The 19,349-nt window shown below is 42.3% G+C and carries 15 protein-coding genes; 2 read left to right on the top strand and 13 right to left on the bottom strand.

Annotated elements, in window-relative coordinates; genetic code table 11:
- Positions 1–42 precede the first annotated feature (42 nt).
- Together ACM0OZ_RS40600 and ACM0OZ_RS40595 are read right to left on the bottom strand one after the other, a co-directional pair.
- Positions 43–729, bottom strand: a complete 687-nt coding sequence (locus ACM0OZ_RS40600; protein ID WP_414588541.1) for a hypothetical protein — start codon at positions 727–729, stop codon at positions 43–45.
- 247 nt (positions 730–976) lie between these two features.
- Positions 977–1,783, bottom strand: a complete 807-nt coding sequence (locus tag ACM0OZ_RS40595) for an MOSC domain-containing protein (RefSeq protein WP_414588540.1) — start codon at positions 1,781–1,783, stop codon at positions 977–979.
- A gap of 277 nt (positions 1,784–2,060) precedes the next feature.
- On the opposite strand from ACM0OZ_RS40595, the gene ACM0OZ_RS40590 reads away from it, so the two are divergent.
- Positions 2,061–3,041: an aldo/keto reductase gene (locus tag ACM0OZ_RS40590; RefSeq protein WP_414588539.1), complete on the top strand. Its 981-nt coding sequence runs from the start codon at positions 2,061–2,063 to the stop codon at positions 3,039–3,041.
- Between the two features lie 479 nt (positions 3,042–3,520).
- Here ACM0OZ_RS40590 and ACM0OZ_RS40585 read toward each other — a convergent pair whose 3' ends face one another.
- From ACM0OZ_RS40585 to ACM0OZ_RS40540, 10 genes are all read right to left on the bottom strand, one after another.
- The gene (locus ACM0OZ_RS40585) at positions 3,521–4,945 is read right to left on the bottom strand and encodes a hypothetical protein (RefSeq protein WP_414588538.1); all 1,425 of its coding nucleotides are present in this window, start codon (positions 4,943–4,945) and stop codon (positions 3,521–3,523) included.
- Positions 4,942–5,853 carry an NACHT domain-containing protein gene (locus ACM0OZ_RS40580; protein WP_414588537.1) on the bottom strand — a complete coding sequence of 304 codons (912 nt, stop codon included), beginning with the start codon at positions 5,851–5,853 and terminating at the stop codon, positions 4,942–4,944. Before ACM0OZ_RS40580 ends, ACM0OZ_RS40585 begins: the two co-directional genes overlap by 4 nt.
- A 183-nt stretch (positions 5,854–6,036) precedes the next feature.
- The gene (locus tag ACM0OZ_RS40575) at positions 6,037–6,327 is read right to left on the bottom strand and encodes a hypothetical protein (RefSeq protein ID WP_414588536.1); all 291 of its coding nucleotides are present in this window, start codon (positions 6,325–6,327) and stop codon (positions 6,037–6,039) included.
- An 85-nt stretch (positions 6,328–6,412) separates the two neighbouring features.
- Positions 6,413–6,688, bottom strand: coding sequence for a pentapeptide repeat-containing protein (locus ACM0OZ_RS40570; protein ID WP_414588535.1), 276 nt, complete (start codon positions 6,686–6,688; stop codon positions 6,413–6,415).
- A gap of 570 nt (positions 6,689–7,258) precedes the next feature.
- On the bottom strand, positions 7,259–7,819 hold the full coding sequence (locus ACM0OZ_RS40565; protein ID WP_414588553.1) for a thermonuclease family protein: 561 nt from the start codon (positions 7,817–7,819) through the stop codon (positions 7,259–7,261).
- Between the two features lie 758 nt (positions 7,820–8,577).
- Positions 8,578–9,675 carry a Gfo/Idh/MocA family protein gene (locus ACM0OZ_RS40560; RefSeq protein ID WP_414588534.1) on the bottom strand — a complete coding sequence of 366 codons (1,098 nt, stop codon included), beginning with the start codon at positions 9,673–9,675 and terminating at the stop codon, positions 8,578–8,580.
- A gap of 86 nt (positions 9,676–9,761) precedes the next feature.
- On the bottom strand, positions 9,762–10,229 hold the full coding sequence (locus ACM0OZ_RS40555; RefSeq protein WP_414588533.1) for a DUF4870 domain-containing protein: 468 nt from the start codon (positions 10,227–10,229) through the stop codon (positions 9,762–9,764).
- Positions 10,230–10,639: 410 nt separating this feature from the next.
- Positions 10,640–12,004 carry a glycoside hydrolase 100 family protein gene (locus ACM0OZ_RS40550; protein ID WP_414588532.1) on the bottom strand — a complete coding sequence of 455 codons (1,365 nt, stop codon included), beginning with the start codon at positions 12,002–12,004 and terminating at the stop codon, positions 10,640–10,642.
- Positions 12,005–12,583: 579 nt separating this feature from the next.
- Positions 12,584–13,693, bottom strand: coding sequence for a precorrin-8X methylmutase (locus tag ACM0OZ_RS40545; RefSeq protein WP_414588531.1), 1,110 nt, complete (start codon positions 13,691–13,693; stop codon positions 12,584–12,586).
- 131 nt (positions 13,694–13,824) lie between these two features.
- A complete protein-coding gene (locus tag ACM0OZ_RS40540) occupies positions 13,825–14,448 on the bottom strand; it encodes a Uma2 family endonuclease (RefSeq protein ID WP_414588530.1) in 624 nt (207 codons plus the stop codon).
- A gap of 122 nt (positions 14,449–14,570) precedes the next feature.
- Between ACM0OZ_RS40540 and ACM0OZ_RS40535 the strand changes: the two genes are divergently transcribed.
- Complete coding sequence (locus ACM0OZ_RS40535) at positions 14,571–16,535, top strand: heavy metal translocating P-type ATPase (RefSeq protein ID WP_414588552.1); 1,965 nt, start codon at positions 14,571–14,573, stop codon at positions 16,533–16,535.
- 533 nt (positions 16,536–17,068) lie between these two features.
- On the opposite strand, the gene ACM0OZ_RS40530 is transcribed toward ACM0OZ_RS40535, so the two are convergent.
- Complete coding sequence (locus ACM0OZ_RS40530; RefSeq protein ID WP_414588529.1) at positions 17,069–19,348, bottom strand: HEAT repeat domain-containing protein; 2,280 nt, start codon at positions 19,346–19,348, stop codon at positions 17,069–17,071.
- Position 19,349: the final 1 nt, after the last annotated feature.

Genomic DNA, 19,349 nt, shown 5'->3' with positions numbered 1-19,349 from the left:
AGCACGTCTTACGACTCAGGACTCAGAACTGATCACTCAGGACTAATTAGAAATTGGCACATTATTAAATGCCGCTGTGTCTGGCACAAACACGTCTAAACTGTTAACACCGTCGGGAATCCTTAACCAAACATAGGCATCAGCTGAGGCATTGGGACGCAAAGAAAATAGACCAACACTACCCGTTGAGCGCTGCAAGTTAACTGCTTTATAGGTTTCGCTCGTATCAGGATTACGGGCTGTTGTACTACCAACCGATATAATCTCACCGCCACCAACTCCATCCGAAGCAAGACGACGGATACGCATCTGCACATTCACCACATCACGATTGGCAGTTTCTGGATCTTTAATGCGCTTTACTGAAAGTAACTCCACTTCCGCCTTTTTACCAAAAGCAGGCTGTACAAATTCACCAGGTTTAATAGCAGCACCACTGCCAGCTTTTGATTGTGGCGTTGAAGGTGATACGGTTTCAATGTCAGTTGTGGGTTGTGCCGTTTTATCTCCAAATGAAGACGTTTCCAGTGGACTAGGCGTGATTTTAGGAGGAGCAGTACTGGTTTCTACACTGGAAGTCTTTTGGGTGGAAGTCGTGGCGTTACTCTTACCAGCATTAGCAACATTCAGCGTCTGTTGCAGGGTAAAAACTTGGTAAGCGGTATAACCACTGCATAATAAAGCCAAAGTCGAGAGTAAGACAGCTACACTAGATAGGAATGTACTCACAGTGTAACCTCTACATCGTGTTTCTGCATACACAAGTTTGTCAATCTTTCGATTTTGTCATGCCATGAGTACATTTGGTGAATGACTTGCATACTAGTTGTCTAAGTTACGAGTGTACTGCGTCAGTCATCATACCGATATACTTTTATCTTCGGAAAGAGGTTTATGTTTCTTTAACCAAACTTATTATTAACTTCAGCAATCTCTTAAAAAGACGAAGTTCTTAAATATACCTTTGTTTCAAAATCTAGCTCAGGTCGCTTTCACTGACATCCACAATTTTGACTTTATCTCCTTGATTTAAAATTTTTCCTGCTTGTGATACGGGTATATTTGTATTCACGCTCAACCTGAAGAAATGATTAAAACGGGTTGGCGTTGTCCAAGGTGGTAAAGACTCTTTGCGCTTAGCGACAAATATCTTCTGAAAATTGGTTGTTAGTTTCCCTGTCTGAGAATCTCGTGCGGGAACAATGCAACGCTGACAAGGATTTATCCCTTCAAACAAGACTTCTCCCACTTGAAACTGCACAAAACGCCCAGTCTCTGTAAATAATTGGTCTTCCCAAAACGGTGGAACTCCACCAATCTCTATATTCGCTCGCATACGGAGTCGCATTTCATCGACACTGACTTCAGGAAACCAGGAAGCGACTTCTTCAAGTGTGCCTGTGCTAATCACAGTGGGTCCTTTGGCATTAGTATCGTCTGGGAAGCCATTTATGGTGTTTTGCACAAATTTAACTGCAAAGCCAAAGTAATCACTTAACCAGGCTTCCAGAGAGGTTCGCTCATTATCAACGTGAAAAATAGCTTTTTGGTCAGTTGCTTGAATGTGTAACGAGAGTGTTTTAAATTCAGCATCAAACGCCGATCGCAGCAAGTGAACTTTGGCATTGCGCTTTCCATTGACAAAATGGCCTTGCTCATCAAATAGGGCAAACTCTCGGTCATGCTGGAGTGCGCCGCTTTCAAGAATTTTTGCTTGATTGACATCAATTCTGTCGAGAGATTTTATCGGGTAAATAGAAATCGCTGCAAGGTAGGGTGACATAAGCAATTCAAAATTCAAAATTCAAAGTTCAAAATATGCCCTACGAGCATACTACGCGGAGTGTGCAACTCCGATCCAGGAGGCACAAAATGAAGAAAACCAGTGCTAGCAAGTAGTTTTTGGGATTAACATATAGCAAGCTGGGGCGAATTGATGAAGCCAATCAAGCATCCCGTCGTGCGTTAGAGTTATCACAGCATTATCAAGCTTCACGACGACAGACTGTAGTAAGAAATTAACACTCACGAATCATAATTTAATAGTTGGTAATTAATTTATGCAGTACGTCAATCTTGGCAAAACCGGATTAAAAGTGTCGCGTTTGTGTCTTGGCACTATGACTTATGGCTCGCGTGAATGGCGAGAATGGGTGCTGACGGAGGAAGAAAGCCGTCCATTTATCAAACGCGCCTTAGAATCGGGAATAAATTTCTTCGACACTGCCGATATGTACTCACTAGGCGTCAGTGAGAAGATTCTTGGGCAAGCCTTGAAGGACTTTGCTAGAAGAGACCAAGTCATCATTGCGACTAAAGTTTACAATGCGATGGGTGATGGTCCTAATGATAGGGGACTGTCGCGTAAGCACATCTTTGATAGTATTGATGCCTCACTACAAAGACTGCAAACAGATTATGTAGATTTGTACCAGATTCATCGCTGGGACAATGAGACACCGATTGAGGAAACTCTTGAAGCACTGCATGATGTCGTCAAGTCTGGAAAAGTCCGTTACATCGGTGCTTCTAGTATGTACGCTTGGCAGTTTGCGAAAGCCCTTTACACCGCTGATCTACATGGCTGGACTCGCTTCGTCTCCATGCAGAACCATTACAACTTGGTTTACAGAGAAGAAGAGCGAGAGGTGCTTCCTTTAAGTCGGGCTGAGGGAATCGGGATCATTCCTTGGAGTCCTTTAGCGCGGGGTTTTTTGGCTGGTAATAGGCAAAAGGAAGGCTATGGTGAAACTGTGCGTGCCAAAACTGATGACTTTGCCCATAACCTTTACTACGATGAAGGGGATTTTGAAATTGTTGACCGAGTTGTAGACTTAGCAAAAGCAAGAGGTGTCTCTCCAGCACAGATTGCCCTTGCTTGGTTGTTGCATCAACCAGGCGTCACTGCTCCGATTATTGGTGCTAGCAAGTTGCACCATTTGGAAGATGCGATCGCAGCTTTGGATATCAAACTCGACGACAAGGAACGCGCTCATCTGGAAGAGCCTTACAAACCACATCCCGTTTTAGGGCATCGTTGAATACATCAGTTTTTAGCACTGATGAATCAATTTGCAGGCTGTTTCCACAGAGCCTTACCAGAGTTTGATTTTTATTTTTCCTCCGCTTAGAGTCACGAAAGAGGGATATGTTTTGACAAATGGAAAGCGAGTAACCCATGCAATTAGGGGAATACGTCGCTTTGATACTTTTGATTCAAATCCTGTTACTAAATATTTATACTTGGTAACAGGATTTGAAATGATGGCGTAATTACTTTGTAACACCTTTATGTTCCAGTCAAATTTTCCTATCTCTACCACTGTAAGGCTTTTGGATTTGGCACTGAAAACGAGTCTAAAGTCCAGTTATTAATTCATCTTGATATATAGTAATCCTATTTAATTTGTGAGAATTGAAAGCCACAGATCCCCGACTTCTCAAAGAAGTCGGGGATCTTGTTTCTCACGAATGATTTAGGATTGCTATAGTAAGCTGTTATCCAAGTTCATATCTCCAACTAGCTTCTTTCCCTGACAATGCGAATTCCCTCCCAAGCTGGTATCCTTCCTGAACATCGTTCATCTAGTAATACCAAAAAGGTATATAGATCCAAAATCTCATCTCTTTTAGTTGCATAGTCGTCACTGTTTACACCTTCACTCTGTTGATCAGTTAACTTTAATTGCGCTTCATTTTTTTTATAGCTAGCGTCTTCTTGAGTTAATAGCCAGTCAAAGATAGTAGCAATGAACAACAAGTAATAGTAACTATTTTCAAGATTTTTACTACAAATAGAATTAATATCAAATTGTAATTTATTATATTTTATTTGAGCTTTTTTTAGTTCATTTTCATTTGATTTTACCTTATCAAATAGTTCGTTATGAGTAGATTTATAAGTATTAAATTTCTTTTTTTTCGTCAAATAATCCTTTTCAAGAATATCAAAATTACTTTCTAGTATACCTACTTCACTTTCTGCTTTTTGAAGCTTGTGTTTTCCACTCTCTATATATGTATAATGTATAATATCATCCCAAGCGTCATCATAAAGACGTAGATATGTTTCCCAAATTTTGTTATTTTGCGAAACCTCTTCTTGTATTTGTTGAAGTTTTTTTTCGGTTTCCAACAACTTACTTTCACTCTCATTAAGCGCACGTTGAGCCTCAGTTATCATACTCTCTGAAAGAATAGAAGTGTTTTTTTCTTTATCAAGAACATCGGCTATAGCTGGTTTAACAATGTTGTTAAGGGTACTGTTATCCACAACACAATTAATGTTAAAAGCATAAGTAAAATCAATTTTGTTGAAAATTTGCTCTGTATGTTTAAGGATAGTAGGAGAGGTAACTGCAAAAAGGGCTTTAGAAAGTTTAAGAAGATAATTATCATTAATAGCCTTTGCATTCTCACGAATATTTTTGGCAAGGAGAACGTAAAGTACTTGATTAGAGTCAAAAACATTGGCAAGGGAACGAACAGTATCAAAGTCATGCCGACAGTAACTATTTAAATGTTCTTTCCATGATTGCCACTGAGTTTGTTCTATTCCCGCAATTACCTTCTTTTCTCCATCTGTGCACCAGCATCCTACTTGTGCTTCCGTAAGTGGATACTCCTCTACTTCAGTTAAAGTAGGCAATCTATACCTAAAACCCAGTACCGAATACTGCTCAGTTAACCAATCACAAAACTCTTGTGCATAACTGGCTCTTACCCCAACAATTGGTTTTTTTGCCTCTCCGGGTGTAAATCTATCACTTGTCCAATGCTCTGGTTGGCGATGTTCTCCTGATATCAGCTTTTCATCAATAAAAAGCTGATATTCTGCACAGGTTATATAGTTCATGTCAATTTCGGCATTCTCATCAATTCGCAATAGATTCTTCAATCGCCGAGATAGCAATACACTAGCTGCTAAATTAAATCTTTCGTTCATCGACTTTCTAAATCAGCCTCTAACCTTTCTTCAAGTTGTTGTCTAACGTCTGAATCTACGCTTAAACCTTCTTCCAAACAATCATAGGCAAGTGCCATAGCTTCAACTGAAGGAGATGGCATAGCTAAGACTGTATAAATCAGGTTACTAGCATTACTTTGAGCAGCATAAAGACGGATGGTTTCAGCCCACCAAGAATTATGAATATTTGTAATTAATAGATTTTCTTGGTTAGATTGCTTAACCTGAACTGCTGCTAAATATTCTTGAAAACTTAAGTGAGCAAATTCATAAACCCCTAACTCCTTTTCCACTAACAATCCGTTAATATCTCGAACTTGCTGAAAAAACTCCTCTGGCTTTACCCCACTGCCAACTACCGTTACCAATATATCTTTGCTCAAAGAAACTCCATCTGAGAGCTTAAACTCACGAGTTTTCTGTTGCATTAACCTCAGTGCCAGCACTTGCAATACAGTTTGCTTTTGGGTAGCTGTTAGTGGATCAAGGATGTTTTTTGCTCTTAGACGCTTTTCTAGTAAAACTTGACAAATTTCCTTGTAAAGCTCAACTCGTTTTCCGGGAAGGGCACTACCGCGACGGTGAACTGTGGCAATCATCGTCAGTAATAAAGGATTAAGTGCCATAGCCGCTAGGGAAGTACTGTTCTTAATGCGATTAATTAAATCATCAGCCTGTTGCTTAGCTTCTTCCCTCACTCCCAAATCATCTTCCCCAGCACGACTCATAACCTCTGTTTCAAAGTACCAGTTCTGAATAAACTTTTGAATCTGGTTAAGACTGAAAGGTTGTACCTCTAAAACCGTTACTTCTTGTTGCAATTGCGCATTTTTATAGCCGAATGGTCGAGAAGTTAAGATAAAGGCAGTGTCATGGTATATCTGCATTTGTTCTTTTCAGGGTCTTTATTTTCTGTCATGGTCTAATCTCGGTGGTTCTCTTTGATGTCAAGGAAATTAAACGCCTACAATTCACAGAAAAACAAAGTGAGTTAATACTTAACTGTCCTTAGTTTTTTGCCAATCTTCCAAAGCACCAATTACAAAACTAGCTGCAGGATGGTTAAGAAATTACTCAAAAGCTTGAACACCACCTGCCTTTAGCGCACTGATGATTCGTTCTGCCAAAGTGGGGTTATTCTCAATGTGCTTAATAGTTTCGGCTGCTACTTGCATCTTTCCCATAGTTGTATCAGTAGAATAGGACTTATCCAATTGTTCAAGCAGTTTTTGAATTTCTGCTGCTGCTTCAACAAGGTTTTGCTTCTCTCCAGCAGTGTAATAATTTCCTTGGATATAGTTGCCTTGAATGCGCTCGTTATAATTGCCGCTACCCATGTGAATGACGCGTTTATCAGCCATATCAGATTTTTGTTCCTTTGGTTAAGTAGTTGTCGGGTTATTAGAAAATGAAGTTTTAGAATTATTTCCGATTTAATTGTTGGAATCAAAGATTCTGGGATCTTATTTCAATCAAAATTATTGCAACCAAACTTAAAAGCATCAGCATAATTCCTCCCTGCACCGATAGCGTCATAAAAACCCTACCAATTACCCAATGACACTGTAGTCCAGTTTTGGCACCAGTAAATTTGGTACCCCTTAACTTAGCATTAGTAAAGTCTACACCTGGAAGATCTGCGTAGCTAAAATTTGCACCCGTTAGATTTGTACCTCTAAAAGAACGTCCTTTAAGATTTTGACCGGAGAAGTCCTGGAGCATGACTAGGCTGGGTAGGGGTTTGTATTTATTATGCTTTGATACAAGTTGAGTATGTAGTTTTCCGGTTTTTTAGGCAATACTGCTCTTTTCTGGCTAAGGTTTACTGGTGATATTTGGCAGATTTTGATATGATGTCCGGCAAATTACCCATAATTACAGAACCCCACCCCTAACCCCTCCCCGCAAGCGGGGAGGGGAATTTTGGCGTAGCCACTCATCGGGGTGGGGTTTTCCAGGATTTGTCGGTAATTGAGCGGACATGATATGAGAGAGGCGATCGCCTCTCTCTGTTTTACTTGGTAACCAGGATCGGGGCTGCCAAGACTGTCATCCTCGGTGTCAGTATTTGTATTGTGGGCGCACTCCTGTTGATGCAGCAGATATCTGCCTTCCGTGAGCTGGTTTGTCTAAATACACAAGCCAGGCGGATCTCAGATTAAGTAGTCGTCATGAACTGCGTACACTCAACAGACAAGAAAAATTTTCTAATCTCCCCCTGCTGTGGGCGCTTTTTAAAGCTAAACTTCATGAAATTCAGAAGTTTACAATCAAAGAGGCAATTGGTTTGAATTACTTGTACAAGCTGCGATACTCCCAAGGCTTGACAAATTTAGCATCACTCCAAACTCCTCGCCGACTGTCTCTTGCTTGGATTTCGGCTTGTTGAATGATGTCTTTACTGGGACACTTGTTTAAATAAGAACGGTAAACAAGCGCTAACCCCTCTCTGACTAATACTTCTTGGATAAAAGTCCCATCAGACAAACGGACTTCAGCCACTTTGCGCCCGTAGCGATCGCTGTCAACAATATTCAATTTAACGCGATCGCCTCCTTGTTTCACGAGTTGCTGTACTCGTTGTTGCGCCTTCGCACCCCAATCAAATTGATCGCGCGCCACGGAACTTTTACTTTGCTTTTCCTTTTTGGTATGCGCGATTTCCGGTGCATCTACACATGCAAAACGGACATTGACATTCTCTCCCTTAGAGTCTTTCACCGCGAGAGTATCGCCATCACTAACTCTTTCGACTAAGTCACCAGAGGGAAAAATTCGATCACAGCCGATCAAACCAAAAATGAGGATAGCTGCACAAAGCCAAACAGGCACCTGTTGAGTGAGTTTCACAATTCTAAATCACTATATTTTCTGTCCAATGATAATAGCAAACCCAAGGAAGTTGGGGTTAAACAATTCTCGCCTCATGATTTGTCTACTATCAAGTAATATCATGTCCGGATAAACACTTATAAAAAACGAATAACCTCAAGAGCCTACGGCACCCTATCCTTAAAAAGGAGAGGGTTGGGGTGAGGTAAAGCAGGAATTATAAGTAATTAAGCGGACATGATATAACAGAAAAAATTAAGCCAATATCTAAAAAATACCCCGATCTCGTCGGGGTATGCGGTGCTTTCTTGTATGCAGCGTATTCCAGTGTTGTATTGTATTTTGATTTGAATCAAGCAATTTCACACCATCCCAAAGGCGTAAAATTTTAATTTTTCACAATTTACATAGCAGTTTTCTTTGAAAGGGTAGGGAAAAATAGGGAGTAGGCAAAAAGCTGGAATTGTTCGCTACACCCCAGACTCAACTTCCGACAAACAGCCTTAATAATGAATGATTGTCAAATACAAAAACCCCGACTTAGCCGGGGTTTACGGTGTTTGCCAAAACAGGTTTCCTGTGACGTTTATATTTTCCTCTGAAAACAAGCGATCGCACGCCCTCCAAAAGATATAAAACTGACATTTGTGATGCCCTATACATAATTAATCATTCAAAATGACTAATTAAATTAGGAATTTGAGAAACGAGAACCGCTATGATGTTTCTCGTTTTAAATAAAGATACAGTTATTACGCTGCCTGCGTCAACGCACCCTACTAGTGAGCCAGAAATTCTTCCAAGCTTGGTACATCCACCCAACTTGATATATTATTCGATTCATGGGAGAAATCCATCAATAACTGCGAATAAACCCCTTCTCGCAATGATGGAACTATCTCCTGTTTGCGTTCAATTCCTTGCACCCATTGGTCTATGACTCTAATAAACGCAGAAATGCGACCATCTGAGTAATTTTTGGGAAATAATAAGCGATTGGGAATTTCTATTTCGGTCAGCGGTTTTCCTGGTTGAGAACCCCAAACACGGAACCCATGTATGTAATCTTTTTGATTTTCACTTCCTAACACTAAAGTACCGCGATCGCCATAAACTTCTATCCAATGAGTACGCGATGCATGAACCACAGCACTGATGGAAACTTGGCAAGGTGTCCCATCCGCCAACTCTAACATCAATAGACACGTGTCATCCGTTTCCACTGGCTTTAATTCTCCAGTGTTGGCGTCGCTTCGCTGGGGAATAGCGGTACTGAAATGGGCGTTTAATTTGCGTACAGGACCAAACAGCCAGTGAATATAATCAAAAGTGTGAGAACCCAAAGACCCCAATGCACCGCCTCCTTGGTCTTTGCGAGAATACCAGTTCCAAGGGCGGAAAGCATCAGCACGAGAAGAACCTAACCAATCTATTTTGATTAAGCGCTTTGAACCCACATAACCTTGTGACAACAGTTCAGAAAATAATTGCCATCCGGGTACAAAGCGAAATTCAAAGTCTACAGCGGCGATCGCACCTGTTTGTTGCGCTAACTGATAAAGTTCTTTCGCTTCCGCTGCATTCATGGTTGTGGGTTTTTCTAGTAAAACGTGTTTCCCAGCTTGCAGCACTGTTTTTGCCATTTCATAATGTAAAAATGGCGGTGTGGAAATGCTAACTGCTTGTACTTCTTGTAGTCCGACAATATCTGCAATCGTGTTACAAACGTGGGGAATATTGTAGGATTGTGCGATGGCTTTGGCTTTATCTAAATCTCGGTTATAAACAGCAACGACCTCTGTGTGAGGATAAGCCTGAAATCCGGGAATGTGGACTTTCTGACCAAATCCCGTACCAACAACTGCAACGCCAATCACAGCTAAATTAATTCCTTATAATGTGACTGTCTGAATTATACCAGCGTTGAGGGGAGCAAAATTATATTTCTAACTTATAATTTTTCTCATTTCAAAAATCTAATTGTGAAAGGGTACCGATAATGTTGACCTTTGTAAGCCTTAAACGCTGCAATATTCACTAAACTTAATTGCAATACCATTAGAACTGAAATAAATAAACCAAGAGCAGTTATTAAATTGTTAAAAACTGTTTCTAAATATTTTGCGGTCACATTTGTCGTGACTACCATACCACAAGTGATTAAAACCAGAAATAATGATGCAACTATTACAATGAGAGCATAAGCTGTTAGTGATAGTTGAAAATTTAAAGATTCTTTTCCTTGGAAATCAATCCAGGGGTCTTGTGTTTTTTTCCAATGCCAAATTATCAATGGTGGTACAATATTCAATAACGGCAAATATAAAGGAATACCGAGAAGTAATAAGCTAGCCAGTGGGATCCACAACAAAGCCGAGAGATGACACAACATTGCCCATATACGGATTTGTTGCTTGGGATTTTCTCTCATGGTTTTTTATTTTTCCGGTGGATTTGTTGAACAATTATCCACCGTACCATATTCAAAAAAGCCAAGCAAAATTTTCAAATCTGAGAAGTTCTCGGTTAATTTTCTTGCTTTGTTCTAGTTGCGAGACTGTGGCTTCTGAAAGTTCATTGATAGCCTCTACCAGGAAATCTAGGCAACCTGTCACTTGGTCAGCCTGTTGCTGTCCCTCTGTTGTGACAATGATAGCAATTACCCTCTGGTCATCCGATGTTTCTGAATCAAGAAAAGCGAACTACCTTGCTCACTAGCTTTTAAGTTAACCAAGGAAGTCGAGCGATGGAAAGCTTTTTATCAAGCTATTATGCAGACTGTAAAATATACAACAAAACTAACCAATTTTAAACAGTTCTACATCTATTTACTAGTTGTTCTTAATCAAAATCAAAACATACTAATTTTAAATACATGGGGTTTGAAACTATCTCTTTCGCTACTAAATAGCCAGCAAGAGTCCAGGTTTGAAATTTTCTTGCTTCTTTGCCAATCAATCGACCATTTTTACCATCGTAGTATTCGGGCCATTCATCTTGCATTAAGCGATTTTCTGCAAGAGCAATGGCTTTATGGGCAAGTTCTAAACGATTGGTTTTTTGAGCTGCTGCTGCTAGTAACCAAAGTAAAACTGGCCAATTACCACCATTATGATATGACCAAGGGATATTTTTTGGATCACATCCTGTAACGATTCTCCACTCCATACCTTCAAGTGCTGGAAAACAGATTTTCATGGGCATATATCCCACTAAATTGCTCCAGCGTTGCTCAATTAAATCCATAATACTCTGAGATTCCTGCTCGCTGGCAAGAGAAGTGATAATTGCCATGAGATTTCCTACAGTGAAAAACCGAAAATCCATGCGTCCAGGACCGAGATTGCCTGCTAAATAACCTCCGGTCTCTGGAAGCCATTCAGTTAACCAATCAGGAATTGAATCAGCATAAATATTAAATCTATTTGCAACTTCTTTGCCAAATTCATCACCCTTAAATCGATAAATTTCATTTAAACGATTCAAGTCAATCCAGTAGTATTGTCGCAGATGATAAGTCAGGCTTGCTAAACGTTGATTAACACCACGAATGCAAGAAGCATTTTCTTCATTAGCTGGGAGCAGTTCTTTTGATGCACGTAAAGCTGCATAGAACAGTACTTGAATTTCTAAAGGATGTTCGTAAACACCCATACGACGGTCAATCATAAAAGAGCCATCAGGAACCAACATCGTCGGATACATGGCAAACCGATGGACAAGACACATTTGTAAAATTAATTTGATTCCTTGTTGGAATTCCTTTTGATGAATAAGTGAAAGATCACCTGTTGCTTTCACATATGCCCGCAGTAAGATAAGCCACCACAAACAAGAATCAACAGGCGGAACTTTAGCAATAGCATGTTCTCCAAAATCAGCATCTAAATATTCTTCTCCATCTTGTAGTTCAACTTTAAAGCTGGCTGGCATGAGTCCTGGACCAGGTTTAAAAGAGTCAATGTTTGGTTCATGACTTTGTAAGGAAAGAGTTTCTATCAAAAAGTTGCGTACAATTTCTGGTTGGTTGTTGCTTAAAAAAGCTAACGCTGATAAGACAAAATCACGAACAAAACATTGGTCATAATTCAGCACGCTTAACCCCGGGTTTATAGCAGCTACTGTACCAATCGGACGACCATGATAATAAATAATGGATTTTTCAAGTAGTGTCCTAGCTTCTGACACTAAGTCATGCTTTTTCATAAAAAAATCGCCTTCTCCAAAGCTAATACCCAAAGGGTTTCTACGTCTGTTAACGCTGATACTATCTTGAAGATTGTACGTTACAGACTTTGTTTTAACTCACCAAAGCATTTACAAATGGCTCTTATGAATTCTGGTGCGTTACGATCACTATAACGCATCGTTTCTAGGGATGTAATTTGCCCATCTAAAGGAGTCGTCAATCACTCTAGAGAATGAGGAATTAGAAATAAAAAATACTACTTATAGTACTTTTTTGCTATGGAATCATGAAAAAATCTGTTAATTAAGTCGGCACAAATAAAGTGAACTCGTTACGGGTGATGATTTAGAATTGTTATATTCGCTACAAAGTTTTTTAAGAAGAACGCAGAACACAGAACGCAGTAATCAGAATATCCCCACGGATGAAATCCGGGGGATTTAAGAATGGAAAAATTTTCTTTTTCTCCAGAAATAAATTCGGGGGCACCAGACCAATACCCAGGAACCAGAACTCTTGATTTATTACGAGAAAACGCGTTTAATATTCTGACTTCTGAGTTCTGACGGATGATTCTTTCTTGGTCATTTACATTACTAAGCCCTGCTCAAATAACAATGACAATCAGGTTTTTCAATCAGTGATTCAACTAAAGAATTCAGAGCAGTCGCAGCTAATAAGCCACCTCCCAAAGTTCCTTCAATGGTGATAAAAGGGACGGATGATTGCATCAATTGTCGCTTAGCAGCGGGAGCATGACTAAAGCCAACGGGCATACCAATAACTAACGCAGGAGCAATTTGCTGCGTTTGAATAGCTTTACATACAGATAGCAGCACACTAGGAGCATACCCAATCACCAATATGCAATTTGGGGAAATTTGGTGTAATTTTTCGCGCCATTCCTGATGCTGCCAAAATGCTTTTTCTGCTTCTGTGGCTGTCGTAATGTGGGGGTTATCAATTAACGTTTCCACGCGACATCCCAAATGAGCTAATCTCGTCATATCTAAAGCAGAACCTACCCCTGGGATATCCACAACTATCTGACAGCCTGATTTGAGGGCTTCACGACTCGTGGCGATCGCCTGACTACTCAACCTGACAAACGACGCTAAACTGACATCTCCACAAGCCAAAACCAGCTTTGAAATCAGGTCTTGTTCAATTTCAGAACGGTCGGAAAGGTCAGGTAACAAACGTTGCAAGGATTCAGCAAAAGCTTCTGGGTGAGCATGAACTTGAGCATCCAAACCACTCCAGAGTTTTTCCAGTCCTCCCAGTCCAGCTTGAGTTTCTACATCTAATAACTTAAGTTGTGCCAAAACTTCAGCTTGCATGATTTCACAATCGCGATCGCGCCCCAATAACCCTTCCAATGCAGATGCTGTTTGCCGCAATTGTGAAATTTGCTGCATCACTGCGCGATATTGCTGCTGAAGTTGCGCCATTAAACTAGGAGTTGTATCGCTTGGTGATTCCACTTCCAAAATTTGGCGGATGTGGTTGAGTTGGAACCCTTGCTGCTTCAGTGCTACGATGCGTTGCAACCTAACAACATCATTCTTTGTGTAAAGGCGGTAATTGCTAGGCGATCGCACTGGTTGAGGGAGTAACCCTAATTGATGGTAGTGGCGAACCATCCGTGGTGTACAAGCACCACCCACTGCTTCGGTAAGTTCTTTGATGGTTAGATTCTTAGTCATTAGCTACTCCCTTCTCAATGTAAGATTACCTATCTTCTTCCTTTTTTCCTTCGTGTTCTTTGTGTCTTTGTGGTTCATTTAATCGGTATTCTTCTTTTGGGAAGGGACTAGCACTTACTGCTTATTAAGGCTTAAGGTAGCAACTTCTGCACAGTTATACGACCAACTTCACATCCAGCAATAACAACAGCAATTTCATCCGATAATTTGTAATCTTTGCGTTGCTGATATGTTGGTTCTTCTGGCAAATTGACAGGTTCTGTGTAAACTTCTAATTGTTGTTCATTAAGATTGACTATCCAATAAACCGGAATACCTGCACGAGCATAGATGCGAACTTTAAAAGTTCGGTCTCGCTCAAGCGAAGAGTCTGCAATTTCAACAACCAACGCTACATCATGGGAACCAGGATGACGGTCGAGATAGTCACGAGTATTCCCCCGAACAACCACAACATCAGGCTCTGGCTCACTGTCTTCCAAAGTAATAGGTTCTTGCGTATCTACATACCACCCCTCCGGCACAATCTCTTCCAAGGTATTTCGAGTGAGTTTTGTGGCGACGCGGTGGGGGGGGTTTTTCGGCATTTTAGGAATTATCCATCCTTCCAGCAGTTCCACTGGATCGTCATTGCTGAGAATGCCCTGACGAATCATTTGATGGTACTGCTCAATATTAAAGCGCCAAACTGGCTCGGTTGGTACAGCCGGAGTTTGCCTTAAGTGGATTGCGCTATCGTGAGCAAAGACAGACACAAAATTCTTTACCTTGTTCTTTTGCATCCCATCGTAGCACTTTACCTACTTTCTTTGAAGCTTGACATTGACATTAATGTCAAGGTTTAGGGTGAGAGAGTGTGTCTACTGATTCAACTCTCATGCTCTACCCACAGCGTTTAAACCAATTTACCAAAGAACATACAGAAGCGATCGCCGCCATCGTTTGTGGAGTACTGTTGTTTTTCGGATGGTTCGCCTTACATCTTAATTTTTTGGGATGGGCACTGCTACTACTACCCGCAGCTTACGTCATCGGTGGTTATGATAGCGCCCGTGAAGGACTGACGACTCTTGTCAAAGAAAAAGAACTGGATGTTGATTTGCTGATGATTGTAGCGGCGTTGGGTGCTGCCATTTTGGGCTTGTGGCAAAGAGAATACCATCTTATTCTTGATGGAGGAATCTTAATTCTCATCTTTGCCATTAGTGGGGCGTTGGAAGGCTACGCCATGCAGCGGACGGAACGGAGTATCCGCTCTTTGATGAGCTTAACACAAGATACAGCAACAGTTTTGCGTTCGGGGCGCGAAGAAGTGGTTCCTATCAACCAGCTTAAGGTAGGAGATGAAATTGTTGTCAAACCAGGGGAACTCATTCCCACCGACGCAGTGATTGTTTCTGGTTTCAGTACTATCAATCAAGCCGCCATTACAGGGGAGTCCATACCTATAGAGAAGACGGTGGGTGAGGAAGTCTTTGCAGGTACAATCAACGGGTATGGTGCGCTCAAGCTCAAGGTGCATCAACCACCAGAAAGTAGTTTGATTCAGCGTGTGATTCGTTTGGTAGAACAAGCACAAACAGAAGAACCTCCTTCTCAACAGTTTATCGAGCGATTTGAGCGGGGGTATGCTTTGGTGATTGTAGTCGCTGGGTTGTTGCTGGCAATTTTGCCGCCATTTGTCTTAAATTGGGATTGGGAAACTACGATTTATCGTGCTCTTACCTTCCTGGTGGTCGCTTCTCCTTGTGCGCTGATGGCTGCAATTATGCCGACGCTGCTGTCTGGAATTGCCAATGGGGCGAGACAGGGGATTTTGTTCAAAAATGGTGCCCAGTTGGAAATGATGGGTAAGGTAAGAGCGATCGCCTTTGATAAAACAGGCACTCTCACGACGGGACAGGTGCAGGTTTTCAAAGTGATTCCTGTTAGTGGATATACGGTAGAATATGTATTGAAGGTGGCTGCGTCTGTAGAATCCAGTTCCGAACATCCCATCGGCAACGCTATTGTGCAGGCGGCTCGTGATTTAAATTGGTCGAGAGCAGTTGAGGTAAAAGCTATACCAGGACAGGGAATTGTGGGTATCAAGAACCCCACCCCTAGCCCCTCCCCGCAAGCGAGGAGGGGTACTGTAGGCGGGGTGGGGTCACACCAACAGGTGATTGTGGGGAAAGCGGATTTTGTCCAGCAGTATGTGAGAAATTTACCGGATGAATTGAAGGAATCGGCTCGCTGCTTAGAGGAAGAAGGAAAAACAGTCGTTTGGGTTGCACAAGGGGAGCAGGTGCTGGGGTTGATTGCGATCGCAGACTCTATCAGAGCAGAATCAGCAAGAGCGATCGCCCGCTTGAGAAAGCTGGGAGTTGAACATATTGTGATGTTAACTGGCGACAACGAGCGAACTGCTCACAGCGTCGCCCAAGCAGTGGGAATTGACAAGGTATATGCAGAACTGTTACCAGAAGATAAGCTTCATGTCATTCGCCGTTTACAGAAAGAGTATCAAACTGTGGCAATGGTGGGGGATGGTATCAATGATGCCCCAGCATTAGCTCAAGCATCTGTAGGTATTGCCATGGGCAAAGTTGGCAGTGATGTCGCATTGGAAACCGCAGATATCGTACTCATGGCAGATAAGTTGGAGAAAATAGAAGCAGCAATGCGTTTGGGTAAAAGAGCGCAGGCAATAGTTAAGCAGAATATTACCATTGCTTTGGGGTTCATTATTTTGCTCTTAATTGGCAACTTTCTGGGTAGTGTCAATTTACCCATCGGGGTAATTGGACATGAAGGTTCTACTGTGATTGTCACCCTTAGTGGTCTGCGATTACTGAAATGAAAGACGGATTGTAGTCATCGCTTTTCAATTGAATAGAATACAGTTCTAGATTCTTGTGGGATGGGCATCTTGCCCGTCCTAAATTTGGGCGGACAAGATGTCCACCCCACAATATTTGTATTACAGCAGTTTTCTATTGGGTAGAACACAGGTTGGTTGTAGGGGCACAGCATTGCTCATTGGTGTCAACTTAAGCCACAACCCTTTGACAATCTCGTTTCCAGGTAGAACCTGGAAACGCACTTACATTGCGGCTCTGCCGCTTTGTAAGGGAGGCGGAGCCTCTTGGGAGACATTCCCAGCCTGAGGCTGGGAACGAGGCAAAACCGCCCCTCCCCTTAGCAAGGGGAGGGGATTAAGGGGAGCCAGCGCTGCAGGAGGGTTTCCCTCCGCAGGCGACTGGCGTGTGGGGTAAATCAACGTGGGGTAAAGGTTTAAACGTTAAGTTGACACCAATGGGCATTGCCGTGCCCCTACAAGCCAACCTATATTCTACCCATAACAATTCTTTGTGCAAATTTCTCTTCATTGCATCATCTCGACCGCAACAACTGCACGAACGTATCACTCACCGTATGGTCTTTAGTATCCGCAGCGTATTGTATCAACTTTTCCCGCAATTCTTTAGCTGCCTGCAACGGCAACAAAGTTGCTAATAAAAAATAAACACCGCGAAAACGCGGATCACCCATGTGGTCAATCAGTCGTGTTTCTGCTTCCGCAGTGTCGCCAAGAAAGTTTTGCACAAGAAAGAAATCCATAATTTTGTCGTGGCGGAAGTACCATTTTTTCTGGGCTTCTCCTTTTTCGTCTTTCCACTGACGGCTGACAACCATCTTGTATTTCTCATCTTCCAGAGACATCAACACTTGGTAAAATTCATCTGCAGGTAGTGCTTGTTCGTCGTTGAGTCGCATTTGATAAACTGCTTCGGAAAATTTTTTCAGCGGAAATTCCTGATTCCATTCTTGCTGGTATTCTGCCGCCATCAACTTATATTGCTGTTCTTGCAGGTAAAACAAGTCGGGCTGTTTGCCTTGTGATAGCATCAGGGCAACCACCGTTAAATCCATTGGGTTGGAAAGAATTCGTTGAGTAGCGGCTAACTCTTCCGGGGATTGTTGGTTGTTAAGGCTTTCTTTCAGGTAGCGGATGCAGACTTGCTCGTAATCAGCGCCTTGGATTTTAGCATCTTTGGGCAGTCGCAGTTGCCGGGAAAGTAAAAACTGCTGAATTTGTTCAGGCTTAAGCGGCTGCAATTCATATATTTTTGCTGTTGAAGGAGGTGTCCACTCCAAGGGCTGGGTAGTCATAATGATATTGCCCCGGAAATAGCTTTCGACAAATTGGGTGATTTTTGCCCGTGTGTCGGCGGTGACTTCATTGAGTCCGTCAATGCAGATATCTATCGCACCGCTGTAAATCAGGTTTTTCAGGAAGTCTGCATCTTGTGCTTGTCCGTGCAGCTTTGCCTGAATCGCTTCAATGACGCCATTGTCACACTTTTGAGCAGGTAAACAAACGACAATTCGCTTCGAGGTGTTCACCAAATGGCGCAGAAACATCGACTTACCTAAACCAGAATCCCCGACTAAGACGATTTGCCCTTGGATACTGGGTAGCGCTTCGGTAATTGGTTGAATTTCTGATGCCATGTTATTCAGGTTTTCTTCCCCTCCTCGCTTGCGGAGAGCAGCGCCGTGCGGGGGTTCCCCCCGTTGAGGCGACTGCGGAGGAGGGGCTAGGGGTGGGGTGCTAATCGGAACTTTCACCTGAGATTCTGGAAAATATGCTCGCTCATTAAAATTATCTAACCCCGCATCCGCCAGCAGCGAAGGCTTAAACGGCTCAAACAGCTTGCGACGCAGAAACGGAACCCAGGTGAGGAGAAAGCCGACGTAGCCCACACCCAGAATGCGCCGTACCCACGGGTTCCAGAAAAAGATTGCCTGAACTTGGGGAAATTTCGGGTAAGCAAAGATGAGGGCAAGCCAAAAGGCTGCATGAATCAGGATAGTGTTTCTGGCGTTGAAAAAGTACTGCCAACCCTTCACCTTAACTATGACTGACTCCACTGTACTAGCCTGGGTGTATCCTTTGAGGTTAGTATGGTGACGTTGAAGTAAGCCCATGTCCTGGGGTTGCCAAGAGACTTTATTAGCAACTACGGCAATCTGTTCTGCTAACTCTTGCCGCAAATCTGGCAAAGAATCGCTGAGTTTCCAGGCTTTGTCGAACAGTTCCATCGTTTTCTTGCCCTGGTCGCGAGACAGCTTCTCTGGTCTACTTTTGGGCTTACCAACCCATTGCATGAGAGTTTCTACTTCCTGGGAGCCACTACTTATAAAATGAGCTAGGAATCTAAGTTCAGCAACTTCTGAGGGATATAGCTGAACTGCGTCCAGAACCTGCACAACAACGGGCAAATTTTGCTGACCTAGCTTTGGTAGTGCTTCTGCTGCGGCATAACGGACAGTCAAGTCAGAATCTTTGAGCAGTTCGGCAAGCTTTGGGGCATACTCTTTGGCTTGCATCTGCCCGAGTGCTTCTGCTGCGGCATAACGGACACTCAAGTCAGAACCTTTGAGCAGTTCCACAAGCTTTGGGGCATACTCTTTGGCTTGCATCTGCCCGAGTGCATTTGCTGCGGTATTACGGACATCTGAGTTAGAATCTTTGAGCAGTTCGACAACCTTTGGGGCATACTCTTTGGCTTGCATCTGCCCGAGTGCTTTTACTGCGGCATAACGGACACTTGTGTCAGAATCTTTGAGCAGTTCCACAAGCTTTGGGGCATACTCTTTGGCTTGCATC

The sequence above is a fragment of the Scytonema sp. PCC 10023 genome, from assembly GCF_963920835.1.
Classification (GTDB): Bacteria; Cyanobacteriota; Cyanobacteriia; order Cyanobacteriales; family Nostocaceae; genus Kalymmatonema.
Note: the sequence above shows the minus strand (reverse complement) of the source record. Positions and strands in the feature narration are given on the sequence as shown.

Coding starts and splice junctions, on each gene's coding strand:
- ACM0OZ_RS40595 (WP_414588540.1), bottom strand. CDS start 1,783: ATGTCACCCTACCTTGCAGCGATTTCTATTTACCCGATAAAATCTCTC.
- ACM0OZ_RS40590 (WP_414588539.1), top strand. CDS start 2,061: ATGCAGTACGTCAATCTTGGCAAAACCGGATTAAAAGTGTCGCGTTTG.
- ACM0OZ_RS40585 (WP_414588538.1), bottom strand. CDS start 4,945: ATGAACGAAAGATTTAATTTAGCAGCTAGTGTATTGCTATCTCGGCGA.
- ACM0OZ_RS40580 (WP_414588537.1), bottom strand. CDS start 5,853: ATGCAGATATACCATGACACTGCCTTTATCTTAACTTCTCGACCATTC.
- ACM0OZ_RS40575 (WP_414588536.1), bottom strand. CDS start 6,327: ATGGCTGATAAACGCGTCATTCACATGGGTAGCGGCAATTATAACGAG.
- ACM0OZ_RS40570 (WP_414588535.1), bottom strand. CDS start 6,688: ATGCTCCAGGACTTCTCCGGTCAAAATCTTAAAGGACGTTCTTTTAGA.
- ACM0OZ_RS40555 (WP_414588533.1), bottom strand. CDS start 10,229: ATGAGAGAAAATCCCAAGCAACAAATCCGTATATGGGCAATGTTGTGT.
- ACM0OZ_RS40550 (WP_414588532.1), bottom strand. CDS start 12,004: ATGAAAAAGCATGACTTAGTGTCAGAAGCTAGGACACTACTTGAAAAA.
- ACM0OZ_RS40545 (WP_414588531.1), bottom strand. CDS start 13,693: ATGACTAAGAATCTAACCATCAAAGAACTTACCGAAGCAGTGGGTGGT.
- ACM0OZ_RS40535 (WP_414588552.1), top strand. CDS start 14,571: ATGCTCTACCCACAGCGTTTAAACCAATTTACCAAAGAACATACAGAA.
- ACM0OZ_RS40530 (WP_414588529.1), bottom strand. CDS start 19,348: ATGCAAGCCAAAGAGTATGCCCCAAAGCTTGTGGAACTGCTCAAAGAT.